The 15,267-nt window shown below is 62.5% G+C and carries 13 protein-coding genes and 1 pseudogene; 10 read left to right on the top strand and 4 right to left on the bottom strand.

Annotation, left to right across the window (positions count from 1 at the left end; genetic code table 11):
* Positions 1-3: 3 nt before the first annotated feature.
* Positions 4-351 (bottom strand): ArsC family reductase, encoded by a 348-nt coding sequence (locus AC07XM_RS19125; RefSeq protein ID WP_172455938.1) that lies wholly within the window; start codon positions 349-351, stop codon positions 4-6.
* A gap of 333 nt (positions 352-684) precedes the next feature.
* On the opposite strand from AC07XM_RS19125, the gene AC07XM_RS19120 reads away from it, so the two are divergent.
* Positions 685-2,331, top strand: a complete 1,647-nt coding sequence (locus tag AC07XM_RS19120; RefSeq protein WP_023047678.1) for a Na+/H+ antiporter — start codon at positions 685-687, stop codon at positions 2,329-2,331.
* A gap of 119 nt (positions 2,332-2,450) precedes the next feature.
* Here AC07XM_RS19120 and dapC read toward each other — a convergent pair whose 3' ends face one another.
* The 3 genes from dapC to map are packed head-to-tail and all read right to left on the bottom strand — an operon-like array spanning position 2,451 to position 7,204.
* Positions 2,451-3,647, bottom strand: a complete 1,197-nt coding sequence (gene dapC / locus AC07XM_RS19115; RefSeq protein ID WP_016485204.1) for a succinyldiaminopimelate transaminase — start codon at positions 3,645-3,647, stop codon at positions 2,451-2,453.
* A gap of 30 nt (positions 3,648-3,677) precedes the next feature.
* Entirely contained in the window at positions 3,678-6,380 is a 2,703-nt protein-coding gene (locus AC07XM_RS19110; protein WP_016485205.1) for a [protein-PII] uridylyltransferase, read from the bottom strand.
* Positions 6,381-6,421: 41 nt separating this feature from the next.
* The gene (gene map / locus AC07XM_RS19105; RefSeq protein ID WP_016485206.1) at positions 6,422-7,204 is read right to left on the bottom strand and encodes a type I methionyl aminopeptidase; all 783 of its coding nucleotides are present in this window, start codon (positions 7,202-7,204) and stop codon (positions 6,422-6,424) included.
* 345 nt (positions 7,205-7,549) lie between these two features.
* Here map and rpsB point away from each other — a divergent pair, with 345 nt between their 5' ends.
* The 9 genes and pseudogenes from rpsB to AC07XM_RS19060 form a co-directional block, all read left to right on the top strand.
* The gene (gene rpsB / locus AC07XM_RS19100; protein ID WP_016485207.1) at positions 7,550-8,287 is read left to right on the top strand and encodes a 30S ribosomal protein S2; all 738 of its coding nucleotides are present in this window, start codon (positions 7,550-7,552) and stop codon (positions 8,285-8,287) included.
* Between the two features lie 185 nt (positions 8,288-8,472).
* The gene (gene tsf / locus AC07XM_RS19095) at positions 8,473-9,336 is read left to right on the top strand and encodes a translation elongation factor Ts (RefSeq protein ID WP_016485208.1); all 864 of its coding nucleotides are present in this window, start codon (positions 8,473-8,475) and stop codon (positions 9,334-9,336) included.
* Between the two features lie 179 nt (positions 9,337-9,515).
* Positions 9,516-10,259 (top strand): UMP kinase, encoded by a 744-nt coding sequence (pyrH, locus tag AC07XM_RS19090; RefSeq protein WP_012270836.1) that lies wholly within the window; start codon positions 9,516-9,518, stop codon positions 10,257-10,259.
* Positions 10,256-10,813: a ribosome recycling factor gene (gene frr, locus AC07XM_RS19085; protein WP_016485209.1), complete on the top strand. Its 558-nt coding sequence runs from the start codon at positions 10,256-10,258 to the stop codon at positions 10,811-10,813. The genes pyrH and frr overlap by 4 nt, the downstream gene beginning before the upstream one ends.
* A gap of 15 nt (positions 10,814-10,828) precedes the next feature.
* Positions 10,829-11,584, top strand: a complete 756-nt coding sequence (gene uppS / locus AC07XM_RS19080; RefSeq protein WP_016485210.1) for a polyprenyl diphosphate synthase — start codon at positions 10,829-10,831, stop codon at positions 11,582-11,584.
* Entirely contained in the window at positions 11,584-12,399 is an 816-nt protein-coding gene (locus tag AC07XM_RS19075) for a phosphatidate cytidylyltransferase (protein ID WP_016485211.1), read from the top strand. Before uppS ends, AC07XM_RS19075 begins: the two co-directional genes overlap by 1 nt.
* Complete coding sequence (gene ispC, locus AC07XM_RS19070; RefSeq protein ID WP_060517529.1) at positions 12,396-13,586, top strand: 1-deoxy-D-xylulose-5-phosphate reductoisomerase; 1,191 nt, start codon at positions 12,396-12,398, stop codon at positions 13,584-13,586. Before AC07XM_RS19075 ends, ispC begins: the two co-directional genes overlap by 4 nt.
* 70 nt (positions 13,587-13,656) lie before the next feature.
* Positions 13,657-15,009: an RIP metalloprotease RseP gene (gene rseP, locus AC07XM_RS19065; protein WP_102689596.1), complete on the top strand. Its 1,353-nt coding sequence runs from the start codon at positions 13,657-13,659 to the stop codon at positions 15,007-15,009.
* 73 nt (positions 15,010-15,082) lie between these two features.
* A pseudogene (locus AC07XM_RS19060) lies at positions 15,083-15,267 on the top strand (POTRA domain-containing protein); the annotation flags it as partial.

Here is a 15,267-nt window from a genome sequence, read left to right as displayed (position 1 = left end):
GGCTCAGGCCAGGGCAGCGGCGTACAGGTCCGGCTTGAAGCCGACCAGGGTGCGCGCGCCAAGGTCCAGCACCGGGCGTTTGATCATCGACGGCTGGGCCAGCATCAGCTCGACGGCCTTGGCCTGGTCGAGGTCTGCCTTGCTGGCGTCGTCCAGCTTGCGGAAGGTGGTGCCGGCACGGTTGAGGATGACTTCCCAGCCGTGTTCGTCGCACCAGCGGTTCAGGCGGTCGCGGTCGATGCCTTGGGTCTTGTATTCGTGAAATTCGTAGGCGATGGCTTTGTCTTCGAGCCAGGTACGCGCTTTTTTCATGGTGTCACAGGCTTTGATGCCGTAGAGCGTGTAGGTCATTGTGTACATTGGGGTTACAAGTCGCCCCAATCTCTCCGTCTTTCGATGTCAGTCGCGGGATTATGCGGGAACGAAACAGTGAGCGCCACGGGTGTACTTGCCCTGAGCCTTGCAGCGCCCATGAGATCGAGCGCCGCGCGGGCGGCGCTCGATCTCATGGGCGCTGCAAGAATCAAGGCCTGCGCCTTCTGAAGTATCATCATGTTACATATTCCGCCGTCACCTGCGACTATCGTGCAGCGGCCCCGAACCGTCGGTCGCCGCTAACATATTGTTTCAATGGCGATGGTTCGCCTTGCTACCGTTTCTGGTTCACAAAGGAAGCTTTCCCGGATGCAGTCCGCCTACACCGTCCTCATCCTGCTGACGCTGGTCAGCCTGTCGAAGCTGGTCGGCCGCATGATCCCGCTGCCCTTGCCGCTGGTGCAGATCGCTGCCGGTGCCTTGCTGGCCCTGCCGACACTGGGGCTGCATGTGGCCCTGGACCCCGAGTTGTTCCTGTTCCTGTTCTTGCCGCCCCTGCTCTTTGCCGACGGTTGGCGCATCCCCAAGCGTGAGTTGTGGCGCATTCGCGGGCCAGTGGTGGCGCTGGCCGTAGGGTTGGTGCTGTTCACTGTGGTCGGGGCCGGCTATTTCATTCACTGGCTGCTGCCGAGCATCCCCCTGCCGGTGGCTTTCGCCTTGGCGGCGGTGCTGTCGCCGACCGATGCCGTGGCGGTTTCGGCCATCGCCCAGGACCGCCTGCCCACCCCGCTGATGCACATGCTGCAGGGGGAGGCCCTGATGAACGATGCATCGGGCCTGGTGACCTTCAAGTTCGCCCTGGCGGCGGCGATCACCGGGGTGTTTTCGCTGGCCGATGCCAGCTTCAGCTTTGTGCTGGTCGCGCTTGGCGGTCTGGCGGTGGGGGTGGGCCTGAGCTGGCTGGTCGGCCGCCTGCGCGCCTGGATGATCGCCCGCGGCTGGGACGACCCGGCCACCCACGTGGTGTTCATGCTGCTGCTGCCGTTCGCGGCCTACGTGCTGGCCGAGCGCCTGGGCGTTTCGGGCATCCTTTCGGCGGTAGCGGCCGGCATGATGCAAAGCTGGCTCGACCTGCTGCCACGCCAGACCAGCACCCGCCTGCTTAACCGGAGCGTCTGGTCGTTGCTGGAGTTCGCCTTCAATGGCCTGATCTTCCTGCTGTTGGGCCTGCAGTTGCCAGACATCATCAAGGCGGTGGTCAGCCACGAAGCCACCGTGTGGCCGACCCTGGCCTACCGCTGCCTGGACGTGGTGGCGATCTTTGCTGCACTGATTCTGCTGCGGTTCATCTGGGTGCAGAGCATCTGGCGGTCGATCGGCGTGGTGCGCCGCTGGCGCGGCAAACCGGCGCTGGTGCTGATGCCTACGGCGCGCTCCTGCTGGCTGCTGACCTTGGGCGGTGTGCGCGGGGCGGTGACCCTGGCGGGTGTGATGTCGGTGCCGTTGCTGATGGGGGCGGGCAAGGCCTTCCCTGAGCGTGATTTGCTGATTTTCATTGCCGCCGGGGTGATCCTGCTGTCGTTGATCAGCGCCTGCATCGCGCTGCCGATATTGCTGCGCGGGGTGACCAAGAGCCCGGACGAACGCTTGCACCAGGAGGTGCAGGAAGCCTGGCGGCGCACGGCCGAGGCAGCGATTCATGCCCTGGAAGCAGAGGAGGTGATCGACGCCAATGCCCCGCAAGATGCTGCGCAGGCGACCCTGGCGACCGAGCTGAAGGCACGGTTGATGGCTGAGTATCGGGATGAACTGGACAGCTACAACGACAGTGCCGAGGCCAAGGCCCTGGCCGAACAGATGGACTTGCTGGAGCGGCGTTTGCGCTTGCGTGCGCTGAGGGCGCAGCGGCTGGAGCTGTATAACCTGCATCGCCAGCACCAGGTGGGCGATGAGGTGGTGCGGCAGGTGCTTGGGGAGCTGGATATGAGTGAGGCCAACCTGGGGCAGGTCAAGTAGATCTCCTTGTTGCCATTCGCGGGACAAGCCCGCTCCCACAGGTCCTCCATTTGAGGTTGCCGGAGGCCTGTGGGCGCGGGCTTGTCCCGCGAATGGGGCGCACAGCGCCCCCAGCTCAATTAGCGGTTTTGCAGGAAGGCACGAATCCGCTCTGCCGCCTCGATGCACTCGGCCAGCGGTGCAACCAGCGCCATGCGTACGCGCCCGGCGCCTGGGTTCACACCCTCCACTTCACGCGACAGGTACGAGCCTGGTACCACGGTCACATGCTGGGCTTCGAACAGGTCGCGGGTGAATTCGGCATCGCAGCCCGGCACCTTGGCCCACAGGTAGAAGCTGCCATCCGGGCGCTGCACGTCCAGCACCGGCTGCAGGATGTCCAGCACGGCATCGTATTTGGCGCGGTACTGGTCGCGGTTCTCGCGCACATGCGCCTCGTCCTGCCACGCGGCAATGCTGGCCAGCTGGGTTTGCACCGGCATGGCACAGCCGTGGTAGGTGCGGTACAGCAGGAACGGCTTGATGATCTTGGCGTCGCCAGCCACAAAGCCCGAACGCAGGCCCGGCAGGTTGGAGCGCTTGGACAGGCTATGGAACACCACGCAGCGGGCAAAATCACTACGGCCAAGCTCGGCGCAGGCGGTCAGCAGGCCCGGTGGTGGCGCATCTTCGTCGAAGTACAGCTCGCTGTAGCACTCGTCGGCGGCGATCACGAAGTCGTGTTCGTCAGCCAGGGCAATCAGCTTTTTCAGGGTGTCCATCGGCACCAATGCACCGGTGGGGTTGCCCGGCGAGCACAGGAACAGGATCTGGCAGCGCTTCCACACGTCCGCCGTTACGGCATCGAAATCGGGGTTGAAACCGTTGCTTTCCAGGCAGGGCAGGTAGTGCGGTGTTGCCCCGGCCAGCAGTGCTGCGCCTTCGTAGATCTGGTAGAACGGGTTTGGGCTGATTACCAGGCCGTCATCTGCACGGTTGACCACCGCCTGGGTGAAGGCAAACAGCGCTTCACGGGTGCCATTGACCGGCAGGATGTGCTGCTCGGCATCCAGCCAGCCGGCCGGCACACCAAAACGCTGCTCGCACCACTGGCCGATGGCCTGGCGCAGGGCCGGCACGCCGATGGTGCTGGGGTACACCGCCAGCTTGTCAAGGTTGTCGGCCATGGCCTGGGCCACGAACGCCGGCGATTCATGCTTCGGCTCACCGATCGACAGGGCGATGGCGCGTTTGTCCGCCGCAGGCTTCACGCTGCCCAGCAGGGCGCGGAGCTTTTCGAACGGGTAGGGCTGAAGCTGGGTCAAGGCATGGTTCATCGGCGCAAGGTCTCGTCAATCGTCTAATCGTTAAATGGTCACGCGGGTCGGGCTGGTGTCGCTACCTTGGCCGGCTTGTAGCTGCTGCACGATGGCCTCCTGCAGGCGGCTGCACAGCTGCGGGTCGGACAGCGGCTGGTTGTCGGCATCAGTGATGAAGAACACGTCTTCCACCCGTTCGCCCAGAGTGGCGATCTTGGCGTTCTGCAGCGACAGGTCGAACTCCAGGAAAATGCGCCCCAGCCGGGCCAGCAGGCCTGGGCGGTCGGGTGCGGTGATTTCGAGGATGGTCACTGGCCGCTGGGCATCGTTGAGGATGGTCACCTGCGGCGGGAAGTCGAAGTGCTTGAGCTGGCGCGGCACCCGGCGCTGGATGATGGTCGGGTAGTCTTCGGGGTTGCGCAGCGCTTCGGTCAGGCCATCGCGAATCTGCTTGACCCGCTGCGGGTTGTCGCCGATCGAGCCGCCGTCGTTGTCCAGCACAATGTAGGTGTCGAGGGTGAACTGGCTGCTCGACGTGATGATCCGCGCGTCATGGATGTTCAGGTTCAGCTGCGACATGGCCGCCACCGTCACGGCAAAGAAATCGTGCTGATCGGGGGCGTAGATGAAGATCTGCGTGCCGCCTTCGAACTCCCGCTGGGTGGTTTCCTTGATCAGCACCAGCGGCCCGCCATCAGCCGGTTGCTGCAGGATCGCATCCGTATGCCAGGCTACGTCGGCGGCGGTGTGCTTGAGGAAGTAGTCATCACCCAGTTGCGACCACAGCTGCTCGACGTCGTCCGGGTCGGTACCCTCGCGCACCAGAATATCCAGTGCTGAGGACTGCGTCTGGCGGATCTGCTCTTCGCGGTCCAGCGGGTTTTCCAGGCCGCGGCGCAGGGCGCGCTTGGTCTCGCTGTAGAGCTGGCGCAACAGACTGGCCCGCCACGAGTTCCACAGGCTGGGGTTGGTGGCATTGATGTCGGCCACGGTCAGCACGTACAGGTAGTCCAGGCGCGTCTCGTCGCCCACGTGCAGGGCAAAGTCGTTGATTACCTGCGGGTCGGACAAGTCCTTGCGCTGGGCTGTGGTCGACATCACCAGGTGGTTCTGCACCAGCCAGACGATCAACCGGCTGTCCCAGGCCGGCAACTGGTGTCGCTCGCAGAACTTCTTCGCATCCACCGCGCCCAGCTCGGAATGGTCGCCCTGGCGACCTTTGCCGATGTCGTGGTAAAGGCCGGCAAGGTAGATCAGCTCGGGCTTGGGCAGGCGCCCCATCAGCTTGCTGGCCAGCGGGAATTTCTCGGACACCGGTGTGTACTGCAGCTTGCGCAGGTGCTTGATGAGGTTGAGGGTGTGTGCATCGACCGTATAGATGTGGAACAGGTCATGCTGCATCTGCCCGACGATCAGGCCGAACTCCGGCAGGTAGCGGCCAAGGATGCCGTAGCGGTTCATCCGCCGCAGGTTGCGGTGGATGCCGATTTCGCACTTGAACAGCTCGATGAACAGGCTGGTGTTGCGGATATCGGTGCGGAAAGTGTCGTCGATCAGGTGGCGGTGCTCACGCAGCAGGCGCACCGTATCGGCGCGCACGCCCTTGATTTCCGGGTGCTGGGCCATCAGCACGAAGATTTCCAGCATGGCGAACGGTGTGCGCTTGAACACGTTCGGGTGGGTGGCCTCGATATAGCCGTCGTGCAGGCGAAAGCGTGCATTCAGCGGTTGGGTGGTGCCGCTGTCTTCGTCGGCGAGGATGACCTCTTCGAAGTGCTGGATGATCAGGTCGCACAGCTGGCTGATGCTCATCACCACCCGGTAGTACTGCTGCATGAACTGCTCGATTGCCCGCTTGGGGTTGTCGTCGCTGTACCCAAGCAGCGCGGCGAGGCTGCGCTGGTGGTCGAACAGCAGGCGGTCCTCGGCGCGACCGGCCAGCATGTGCAGGGCGTAACGTACCTTCCACAGAAAATCCTGAGACGAGGCCAGCAGTTCGTTCTCGCTTTCCAGCAAGAAACCCTCGCCGGCCAGCGCGTGCAGGTTCAGGGTGCCGTACTGGCGGCGGGCCACCCACAGCACGGTCTGGATGTCGCGCAGGCCGCCTGGCGAGCCCTTGACGTTAGGTTCGAGGTTGTACTCGGTGTCGTTGTACTTGTGATGACGGGCCTTGAGTTCGGCGCGTTTGGCCAGGAAGAAGTCTTTGCTCGGCCACATGTGCGCGGTGCTGGTCACCTCCAGCATGCGCTGACGCAGGGCCTCGGGGCCGGCGATGGTGCGGCTTTCCATCAGGTTGGTAATCACCGTCAGGTCCGCGCGGGCCTGTTCGGCGCACTCGTCGACGGTGCGCACGCTCTGGCCCACTTCCAGGCCGATGTCCCACAGCAGGGTGAGAAAGCGTTCGATGGCGTCGCGGTATTGTTCGTGCTCGGCGGCGCCCAGCAAAATCAGCAGGTCGATGTCTGAATGCGGGTGCAGCTCACCGCGCCCGTAGCCACCCACCGCGACCAGGGCGATGCCATTCTGGTCGCCCCAGTCGAACTGGTTCCATGCCTGTTGCAGGATATTGTCGACGAGCCAGGCGCGGGCTTCGATCAGTGGACGGATATCGTCGCCACTGCGGAAACGCTTGTCGAGCACCTCGCCGGCCTGGCGGATGGCTTTCTTGAAGGCGGCGATGGGGCTCGCCTTGAGGGCCAGTTCCGCCTGGAACTGGCCGCGGTCGAACAGCTCGGGGTCCACCTGGGGCATCGCGTCACGTTCCTGTCGTCGGGTGGCCTGTGGGAGTGCGGTCAGGCCGAGGTGCGCGGGATGGTGTCGTCCTTGCGCAGGGTGAAGATCTCATAGCCGGTCGCGGTCACCACCAGGGTGTGTTCCCACTGGGCCGAGAGCTTGCGGTCCTTGGTGATGGCGGTCCAGCCGTCGCCCAGCACCTTGGTGTCGGCCTTGCCCTGGTTGATCATCGGCTCGATGGTGAAGGTCATGCCTTCTTTAAGCTCCATGCCGGTGCCGGCGCGGCCGTAGTGCAGGATCTGCGGTTCTTCGTGGAACACCTTGCCGATGCCGTGGCCGCAGAACTCGCGTACCACCGAGAAGCCGTTCTTTTCCGCGTGCTTCTGGATCACTTCGCCGATATCGCCCAGGCGGCAGCCCGGCTTGACCAGCTCGATGGCCTTGTACATGCACTCCTGGGTAACCTTGGACAGGCGCTCGGCCCACACCGGCACGTTGCCCACGTGGAACATGCGGCTGGTATCGCCGTGGTAGCCGTCCTTGATCACGGTGACGTCGATGTTGAGCGTGTCACCGTCCTTGAGCGGCTTGTCGTTGGGGATGCCGTGGCAGACCACATGGTTGATCGAGGTGCAGATCGACTTCGGGTAGCCCTTGTAGTTGAGCGGCGCCGGGATGGCCTGCTGGACGTTGACGATATAGTCGTGGCACAAGCGGTCGAGCTCTTCGGTGGTAACACCGGGCTTGACGTGCTCCTCGATCATTTCCAGCACCTCGGCGGCCAGGCGGCCGGCGATGCGCATCTTCTCGATGTCTTCTGCGGTCTTGATGTTGACGGTCATTACAGGCTCTCTACGGCGCCGCACGCGGCGCGAACAAACGGGAAAGGCCGGATTCTAGCAGAGCAGGGCGGCATTCTGTCGGGATAAAGGCGGCCATGCTGCTGTCTACAGGAGGCATTCTGGCCTGTTTGGCGGGGCGCTGCAAAAACCGCTGACAGACGCAACCTCATTCGGGTTTCGTTCGCTGGCGGTCTGTGGTATAACATGCGCCGCTTTCGGGGACGACCCCGTAAGCCTAAACCCACACACGTGTCGACACGATGACCTGGGTGCCCCGGATTCTCGAATTTGCGGGTTGGTCATTGGGACGCGTGGAGGCCCAACCCGACTTACCAAGGAACTATCATGTCCCAAGTCAATATGCGCGATATGCTGAAGGCCGGTGTGCACTTCGGCCACCAGACCCGTTACTGGAACCCGAAAATGGGCAAGTACATTTTCGGCGCGCGTAACAAGATCCACATCATCAACCTGGAAAAAACCCTGCCAATGTTCAACGACGCCCTGGCGTTCGTAGAGCGTCTGGCTCAGGGCAAGAACAAGATCATGTTCGTCGGCACCAAGCGTTCCGCCGGCAAGATCGTCGCCGAGCAAGCTGCTCGTGCCGGTTCGCCATACGTTGACCACCGCTGGTTGGGCGGCATGCTGACCAACTACAAGACCATCCGCGCTTCGATCAAGCGTCTGCGCGACCTGGAAGCCCAGGCCGAAGACGGCACCTTTGCCAAGCTGACCAAGAAAGAAGCCCTGATGCGTTCGCGCGATCTGGAAAAGCTGGACCGCAGCCTGGGTGGTATCAAGGACATGGGCGGTCTGCCTGATGCCCTGTTCGTGATCGACGTTGACCACGAGCGCATTGCTATCACCGAAGCTAACAAGCTGGGCATCCCGGTTATCGGCGTTGTCGATACCAACAGCAGCCCGGAAGGTGTTGACTACATCATCCCAGGCAACGACGACGCCATCCGCGCCATCGAGCTGTACATGACTTCGATGGCTGACGCCATCATCCGCGGCCGCAACAACGTTGCTGGCGGCACCGAAGTCTATGTTGAAGAAGCGGCTGCACCTGCTGCTGAGTAATAGGCGCTAGCGTCTACTTGGCACGCAAAAAGGGGGCTTTGCCCCCTTTTTGCCACCTTGAAATCCTGCTGTCAGCAAGGGCCCCGCATTATGGGTTGGCTGAGATAACAACAGCGGATTCGCAGAATTTAACGCCCGTGACGAACGGGTGGAATGGTTGAAAAACTTTCCAAGAGGATTTTGAAATGGCAGCAATTACTGCAGCGCTGGTAAAAGAACTGCGCGAGCGTACTGGCGAAGGCATGATGGATTGCAAGAAAGCCCTGGAAAAGGCTGGCGGCGACATCGAGAAAGCCATTGACGACATGCGTGCCTCGGGCGCCATCAAGGCCGCCAAAAAGGCTGGCAACGTCGCTGCTGAAGGCGCTATCGCCGTCAAGACCGACGGTAAATCCGCCGTTCTGCTGGAAGTGAACTCGCAGACCGACTTCCTGGCCCTGCAAGACGACTTCAAGAACTTCGTTGCCGAAAGCCTTGAAGAAGCCTTCGCCCAGAAACTGACCGACGCCGCTCCGCTGATCGCCTCGCGTGAAGCAGCTCGTGAAGCCCTGGTTGCCAAGTGTGGCGAGAACGTCAACATCCGTCGCCTGGTGCGCGTTGAAGGTGACGTTGTCGGTGCCTACCTGCACGGCAACAAGATCGGCGCAGTCGTCGTTCTGAAAGGCGGTGACGTCGAGCTGGCGAAGAACATCGCCATGCACGTTGCAGCGTCGAACCCTGAGTTCCTGGATTCGTCGGAAATCTCCGCCGAGGCCATCGAGCGCGAGAAGAATGTCTTCCTGCAGCTGAACGCCGACAAGATTGCCGGCAAGCCGGAAAACATCGTTGAGAACATGATCAACGGCCGTATCACCAAGTTCAAGGCTGAAGCTTCGCTGAAAGAGCAGGCCTTCGTCATGAACCCAGAAGTCAAGGTTGGCGAGCTGGCCAAGAAAGCCGGCGCTGAAATCGTTTCCTTCACCTACTTCAAAGTAGGCGAAGGCATCGAGAAGCCAGTCGACGACTTCGCTGCTGAAGTTGCCGCTCAGGTAGCTGCCGCCAAGCAGTAAGACAGCCCCGTCTGTCGCCCCAAAGAGGCTGCCCGCTCACGCGCGCAGCCTCTTTGTCAAAACGGCGAAGGGTTTATGAAACCCGCCGCCGCTGGCACCAAAGCGGTGCCACGCTACAGTTAGCAGGCTGAAAACAGCCCGCACGAATTTTCTAAAGTACGCCGCAGGAGAGACTCGCAATGGCTCAGCAGGTGAGTGGTCGCCAACCTCGCTATAAACGCATTTTGCTCAAACTTAGCGGCGAGGCCCTGATGGGCTCGGAAGACTTCGGGATCGACCCGAAGGTGCTGGATCGCATGGCCCTTGAAGTTGGCCAGTTGGTAGGGATTGGTGTCCAGGTCGGCCTGGTGATTGGCGGTGGCAACCTGTTCCGTGGCGCTGCACTCAGCGCAGCCGGCATGGACCGCGTCACCGGTGACCACATGGGTATGCTGGCCACCGTGATGAACGGCCTGGCCATGCGCGATGCGCTGGAGCGCTCGAACATCCCGGCCCTGGTCATGTCCGCCATCTCCATGGTCGGCGTCACCGATCATTATGATCGCCGCAAAGCTATTCGCCACCTCAACTCCGGGGATGTGGTAATTTTCTCCGCCGGTACCGGCAACCCGTTCTTCACCACCGACTCCGCCGCTTGCCTGCGCGCCATCGAAATCGATGCCGACGTCGTGCTGAAGGCGACCAAGGTCGATGGTGTGTACACTGCCGATCCATTCAAGGACCCACACGCCGAGAAGTTCGATCACCTGACCTACGATGAGGTCCTGGATCGCAAGCTGGGTGTGATGGACCTGACCGCAATCGTCCTGTGCCGCGACCACGGGATGCCATTGCGGGTATTCAACATGAACAAGCCTGGCGCCCTGCTGAACATCGTGGTGGGTGGCGCTGAAGGTACTCTGATCGAGGAAGGCCAAGCATGATCAACGACATCAAGAAAGACGCGCAGGAGCGCATGACCAAGTCCCTTGAGGCCCTGAGCCGTAACCTGGCGGCGATCCGCACCGGTCGTGCCCACCCAAGCATCCTGGATAGCGTCAAGGTCACTGCCTGGGGCAGCGAAATGCCGCTGAACCAGGTGGCTGCGATCAGCGTCGAAGATGCCCGCACCCTGAAAATTGTCGCTCATGACAAAAACCTCAGCGCTGCCATCGAAAAGGCCATTCTTACCTCTGACCTGGGCCTGAACCCGTCCAGCGCCGGCACTACCATTCGTGTGCCAATGCCAGCCCTGACCGAGGAAACCCGCAAGGGCTATACCAAGCAGGCCAGTGGCGTGTGCGAGGATGCCAAGGTTGCCGTGCGCAACGTACGCCGCGACGCCCTTGCCGACCTGAAGAAGCTGACCAAGGACAAGGAAATCAGCGAAGACGAAGAACGTCGCGCCGCTGACGAGATCCAGAAGCTGACCGACAAGTTCGTTGCCGAAGTCGATGCTGCCTTCAAAGCCAAGGAAAAGGACCTGATGGCCGTCTAAGGCCGGGGTTTCTTAATGGAAAAGACCAAGCCAGTGGCGCCGTCCTCGGTGCCGCGTCACGTCGCGATCATCATGGATGGCAACAACCGCTGGGCGAAAAAACGCCTGCTGCCCGGCGTTGCCGGGCACAAGGCGGGTGTAGACGCCGTTCGCGCGGTCATCGAAGTGTGTGCCAAGTCCGGGGTCGAGGTACTGACCCTGTTCGCGTTCTCCAGCGAAAACTGGCAGCGCCCCGCCGAAGAGGTCGGTGCGCTGATGGAGCTGTTCTTCTCGGCCCTGCGCCGCGAGGCGAAGCGCCTCAACGAGAACAACATCAGCTTGCGCATCATCGGTGACCGTTCGCGTTTCCATCCCGAACTGCAAGCTGCCATGCGCGAGGCCGAGGCGCTGACCGCCGGCAACAACCGCTTCATCCTGCAGATTGCGGCCAACTACGGTGGCCAGTGGGACATCGCTCAGGCCGCTCAGCGGCTGGCGCGGGAAGTGCAAGCCGGGCACCTGCGCCCGGAAGACATTACCCCGGGCCTGCTGCAGACCTGCCTGGCAACCGGCGAGCTACCGCTGCCGGACCTGTGCATTCGCACCGGTGGCGAGCACCGCATCAGCAATTTCCTGTTGTGGCAGCTGGCCTACGCCGAGCTGTATTTCTCCGACCTGTACTGGCCGGACTTCAAACACGAGGCCATGCGCAATGCCCTGGCCGATTTCGCTTCGCGCCAGCGCCGCTTCGGTAAGACCAGCGAGCAGGTCGAGGCTGGAGCTCGTGCTTAATGCTTAAACAACGCATCATGACTGCGCTGATCCTGCTGCCGATCGCGCTGGGTGGCTTCTTCCTGCTCAACGGCGGGGATTTCGCCCTGTTCATCGGCTTCGTGGTGACCCTTGGCGCCTGGGAGTGGGCACGTCTGGCCGGGTTGATGGCCCAGCCGCTGCGTATCGCCTATGCCGCGGTGGTCGCCGGAGCGCTGATGTTGCTGTACATCCTTCCGGAGCTGGCGCCCTGGGTGCTGGGTGCTGCAGTGATCTGGTGGGGGCTGGCCACCTGGCTGGTGCTTACCTACCCGCGTAGCAGCGAGCTGTGGGCCAGTGCCGCCTGCCGGTTGCTGATCGGCCTGCTGGTATTGCTGCCTGCCTGGCAGGGGCTGGTGTTGCTCAAGCACTGGCCGCTGGGCAATTGGCTGATCCTGTCGGTCATGGTGCTGGTGTGGGCCGCCGACATTGGCGCTTACTTCTCTGGCAGGGCCTTCGGCAAGCGCAAGCTGGCCCCGCAGGTCAGCCCAGGCAAGAGCTGGGAAGGCGTGTATGGCGGCCTGGCGGTGAGCCTTGCGATTACGTTGGCGGTTGGCATCAGTCGTGACTGGGGTTTCGGTCAGATCCTGCTGGGCCTGCTGGGTGCCGCGCTGCTGGTCATGTCCTCGGTGGTCGGTGACCTGACAGAGAGCATGTTCAAACGCCGCTCCGGTATCAAGGACAGCAGTAATCTGCTGCCCGGCCATGGTGGTGTACTCGACCGCATTGACAGCCTTACTGCGGCGATCCCGATTTTTGCCGTGTTGTTGTGGGCTGCCGAATGGGGTGTGATGTGAGCCGTCCGCAACGTATTACCGTACTCGGGGCCACCGGCTCCATCGGTCTGAGCACGCTGGATGTGATCGCGCGCCACCCCGATCGCTATCAGGTGTTCGCCCTCAGCGGTTATTCGCGCATCGACGAGTTGCTGGCCCTGTGCATGCGCCATCGCCCGGCCTTCGCTGTAGTGCCGAGTGCCGAAGCAGCTGTGCGACTGCGCGAAAACCTGGCGGCTGCCGGCTGCACCACCGAGGTGCTGGAAGGCGAGGCCGGGCTTTGTCAGGTGGCTTCGGCAGCGGAAGTGGATGCGGTGATGGCAGCGATTGTCGGCGCTGCCGGCCTGCGCCCCACCTTGGCTGCCGTCGAGGCGGGCAAGAAGGTGCTGCTGGCCAACAAGGAAGCCTTGGTAATGTCCGGTGCGCTGTTCATCGAGGCCGTGCGGCGCAGCGGTGCCGTGCTGTTGCCGATCGATAGCGAGCACAACGCGATCTTCCAGTGCATGCCCGGCGACTACGCGCGTGGCCTGAGCGCGGTTGGCGTGCGCCGGATACTGCTGACGGCTTCCGGTGGCCCGTTCCGTGAAACGCCGGTCGAAGCTTTGCTGGATGTGACGCCGGAGCAGGCCTGTGCGCATCCCAACTGGTCGATGGGGCGCAAGATTTCCGTGGATTCGGCCAGCATGATGAACAAGGGGCTCGAGCTGATCGAGGCCTGCTGGTTGTTCGATGCCCCTCCGGCCAAGGTCGAGGTGGTGGTGCACCCACAGAGTGTCATTCACTCCCTGGTCGATTACGTGGACGGTTCGGTGCTGGCGCAGCTGGGTAATCCGGACATGCGTACGCCGATCGCCAATGCCCTGGCGTGGCCTGAACGTATCGATTCCGGGGTGGCCCCGCTCGACCTGTTCGCCATCGCCCGTCTGGATTTCCATGCGCCCGACGAACAGCGCTTCCCTTGCCTGCGCCTGGCGCGGCAGGCTGCCGAGGCGGGCAACAGCGCACCCGCCGTACTCAATGCAGCCAATGAGGTGGCGGTCGAAGCATTTCTTGAGCGGCGTATCCGCTTTCCGGAGATCGCGGGTATGATCGAACAGGTGCTCGATCAGGAGCCCGTCGTGCCGCTGCCGTCGCTGGACGCGGTGTTCGCCGCCGACCAGCGTGCCCGGGAGCTTTCCCGTGAGTGGCTGAGGCGTCACGGTCGCTGATGCAAACCCACCCAGGTTTCTGAGGGGGCTGGCATACAGCCGGCCCGCTGAACATCATTCGGAGATGGACATGACAGCGCTCTACATGATTATCGGCACCCTTGTGGCTTTGGGTGTGCTGGTCACCTTCCACGAATTCGGCCACTTCTGGGTGGCGCGCCGCTGCGGCGTCAAGGTGCTGCGCTTCTCGGTGGGCTTCGGCACACCGCTGTTGCGCTGGCACGATCGCCATGGCACTGAGTTTGTGGTCGCCGCCATCCCGCTGGGTGGCTACGTGAAGATGCTCGACGAGCGCGAGGGTGATGTACCGCCAGCGCTGGCTGATCAGTCGTTTAACCGAAAGCCCGTGGGCCAGCGTATCGCGATCGTCGCGGCGGGCCCGATCGCCAACTTCCTGCTGGCCATCCTGTTCTTCTGGGTGCTGGCAATGATGGGTACCCAGCAAGTGCGGCCGGTGATCGGTGCGGTCGATGCTGGCAGCCTGGCTGCATCGGCCGGGCTGACCGCAGGTCAGGAAATCGTCTCTATCGACGGCAAGCCGACCAGCGGTTGGTCGGCGGTCAACTTGCAGCTTGTTCGTCGCCTTGGCGAGAGCGGCACCTTGCAGGTTGGGGTGCGCGACGAAGGCGCGTCCGCCGAGCGCCAACTGCCGGTCAAGCTGGACAGCTGGCTAAAGGGCGCTGACGAGCCGGACCCTATCCAGTCCCTGGGGCTGCACCCTTGGCGCCCGGCGATTGAGCCGGTGCTGGCCGAGATCGATCCGAAGGGGCCGGCTGCCGCTGCGGGCCTCAGGACGGGTGACAAGCTGCTGAGCATCGACGGTGTTGCCGTGACGCAATGGCAGCAGGTGGTCGACAGTGTGCGTGCCCGCCCGGCTGCCAATGTGGTAGTGCGTGTCGAGCGTGACGGCGCGGCCCTGGACGTGCGGGTAACCCTGGCGCGCAAGGGGGAGGGCAAGGCTGCCGGTGGTTATCTGGGTGCCGGAGTAAAAGGTGGCGAATGGCCTGCCAGCATGCTCCGCGAAATCAGCTACGGCCCGCTTGAAGCGGTGGGTGAGGGCTTGTCACGCACCTGGAGCATGAGCGTGCTGACCCTCGAATCGCTGAAGAAAATGCTGTTCGGGGAGCTCTCGGTAAAAAACTTGAGTGGACCGATAACCATTGCTAAAGTGGCGGGCGCTTCAGCCCAGTCCGGCGTGGGGGATTTCCTGAATTTCCTGACCTACCTGAGCATAAGCCTGGGGGTTCTTAACTTGCTGCCCATCCCGGTACTGGATGGGGGGCATTTGCTGTTTTACCTGGTCGAGTGGGCGCGCGGTCGTCCGCTGTCGGATCGGGTGCAAGGTTGGGGGGTCCAGATCGGTATCAGTTTGGTCATAGGGGTGATGTTGCTCGCCCTGATCAACGATCTGGGTCGACTATAAAGCTTCGCTCAATTGCGAACCTGCCGCTTTTTCGCGGCAGGTTGTTTATTGCCAGTTGGAATAAAAGGACTTCATGAAACGTCTGCTGCTAACTGCGGTCATGTCCGCACTGATGATCGCTGAAGTTCACGCCGAGTCCTTCACCATCTCCGATATTCGCGTCAACGGCCTGCAGCGGGTTTCCGCTGGCAGTGTTTTCGGTGCCTTGCCGCTGAACGTCGGCGACCAGGCCGATGATCGCCGCCTGGTGGACTCGAC

This window comes from Pseudomonas sp. GW460-LB5 (assembly GCF_059423245.1).
Note: the sequence above shows the minus strand (reverse complement) of the source record. Positions and strands in the feature narration are given on the sequence as shown.

What these genes read in the sequence shown, in the direction of transcription:
- AC07XM_RS19125 (WP_172455938.1), bottom strand. Translation starts at nt 351, where the DNA reads ATGACCTACACGCTCTACGGCATCAAAGCCTGTGACACCATGAAAAAA.
- rseP (WP_102689596.1), top strand. Translation starts at nt 13,657, where the DNA reads ATGACAGCGCTCTACATGATTATCGGCACCCTTGTGGCTTTGGGTGTG.
- pyrH (WP_012270836.1), top strand. Translation starts at nt 9,516, where the DNA reads ATGGCTCAGCAGGTGAGTGGTCGCCAACCTCGCTATAAACGCATTTTG.
- AC07XM_RS19110 (WP_016485205.1), bottom strand. Translation starts at nt 6,380, where the DNA reads ATGCCCCAGGTGGACCCCGAGCTGTTCGACCGCGGCCAGTTCCAGGCG.
- AC07XM_RS19075 (WP_016485211.1), top strand. Translation starts at nt 11,584, where the DNA reads ATGCTTAAACAACGCATCATGACTGCGCTGATCCTGCTGCCGATCGCG.
- AC07XM_RS19120 (WP_023047678.1), top strand. Translation starts at nt 685, where the DNA reads ATGCAGTCCGCCTACACCGTCCTCATCCTGCTGACGCTGGTCAGCCTG.
- map (WP_016485206.1), bottom strand. Translation starts at nt 7,204, where the DNA reads ATGACCGTCAACATCAAGACCGCAGAAGACATCGAGAAGATGCGCATC.
- dapC (WP_016485204.1), bottom strand. Translation starts at nt 3,647, where the DNA reads ATGAACCATGCCTTGACCCAGCTTCAGCCCTACCCGTTCGAAAAGCTC.
- frr (WP_016485209.1), top strand. Translation starts at nt 10,256, where the DNA reads ATGATCAACGACATCAAGAAAGACGCGCAGGAGCGCATGACCAAGTCC.
- uppS (WP_016485210.1), top strand. Translation starts at nt 10,829, where the DNA reads ATGGAAAAGACCAAGCCAGTGGCGCCGTCCTCGGTGCCGCGTCACGTC.
- tsf (WP_016485208.1), top strand. Translation starts at nt 8,473, where the DNA reads ATGGCAGCAATTACTGCAGCGCTGGTAAAAGAACTGCGCGAGCGTACT.
- rpsB (WP_016485207.1), top strand. Translation starts at nt 7,550, where the DNA reads ATGTCCCAAGTCAATATGCGCGATATGCTGAAGGCCGGTGTGCACTTC.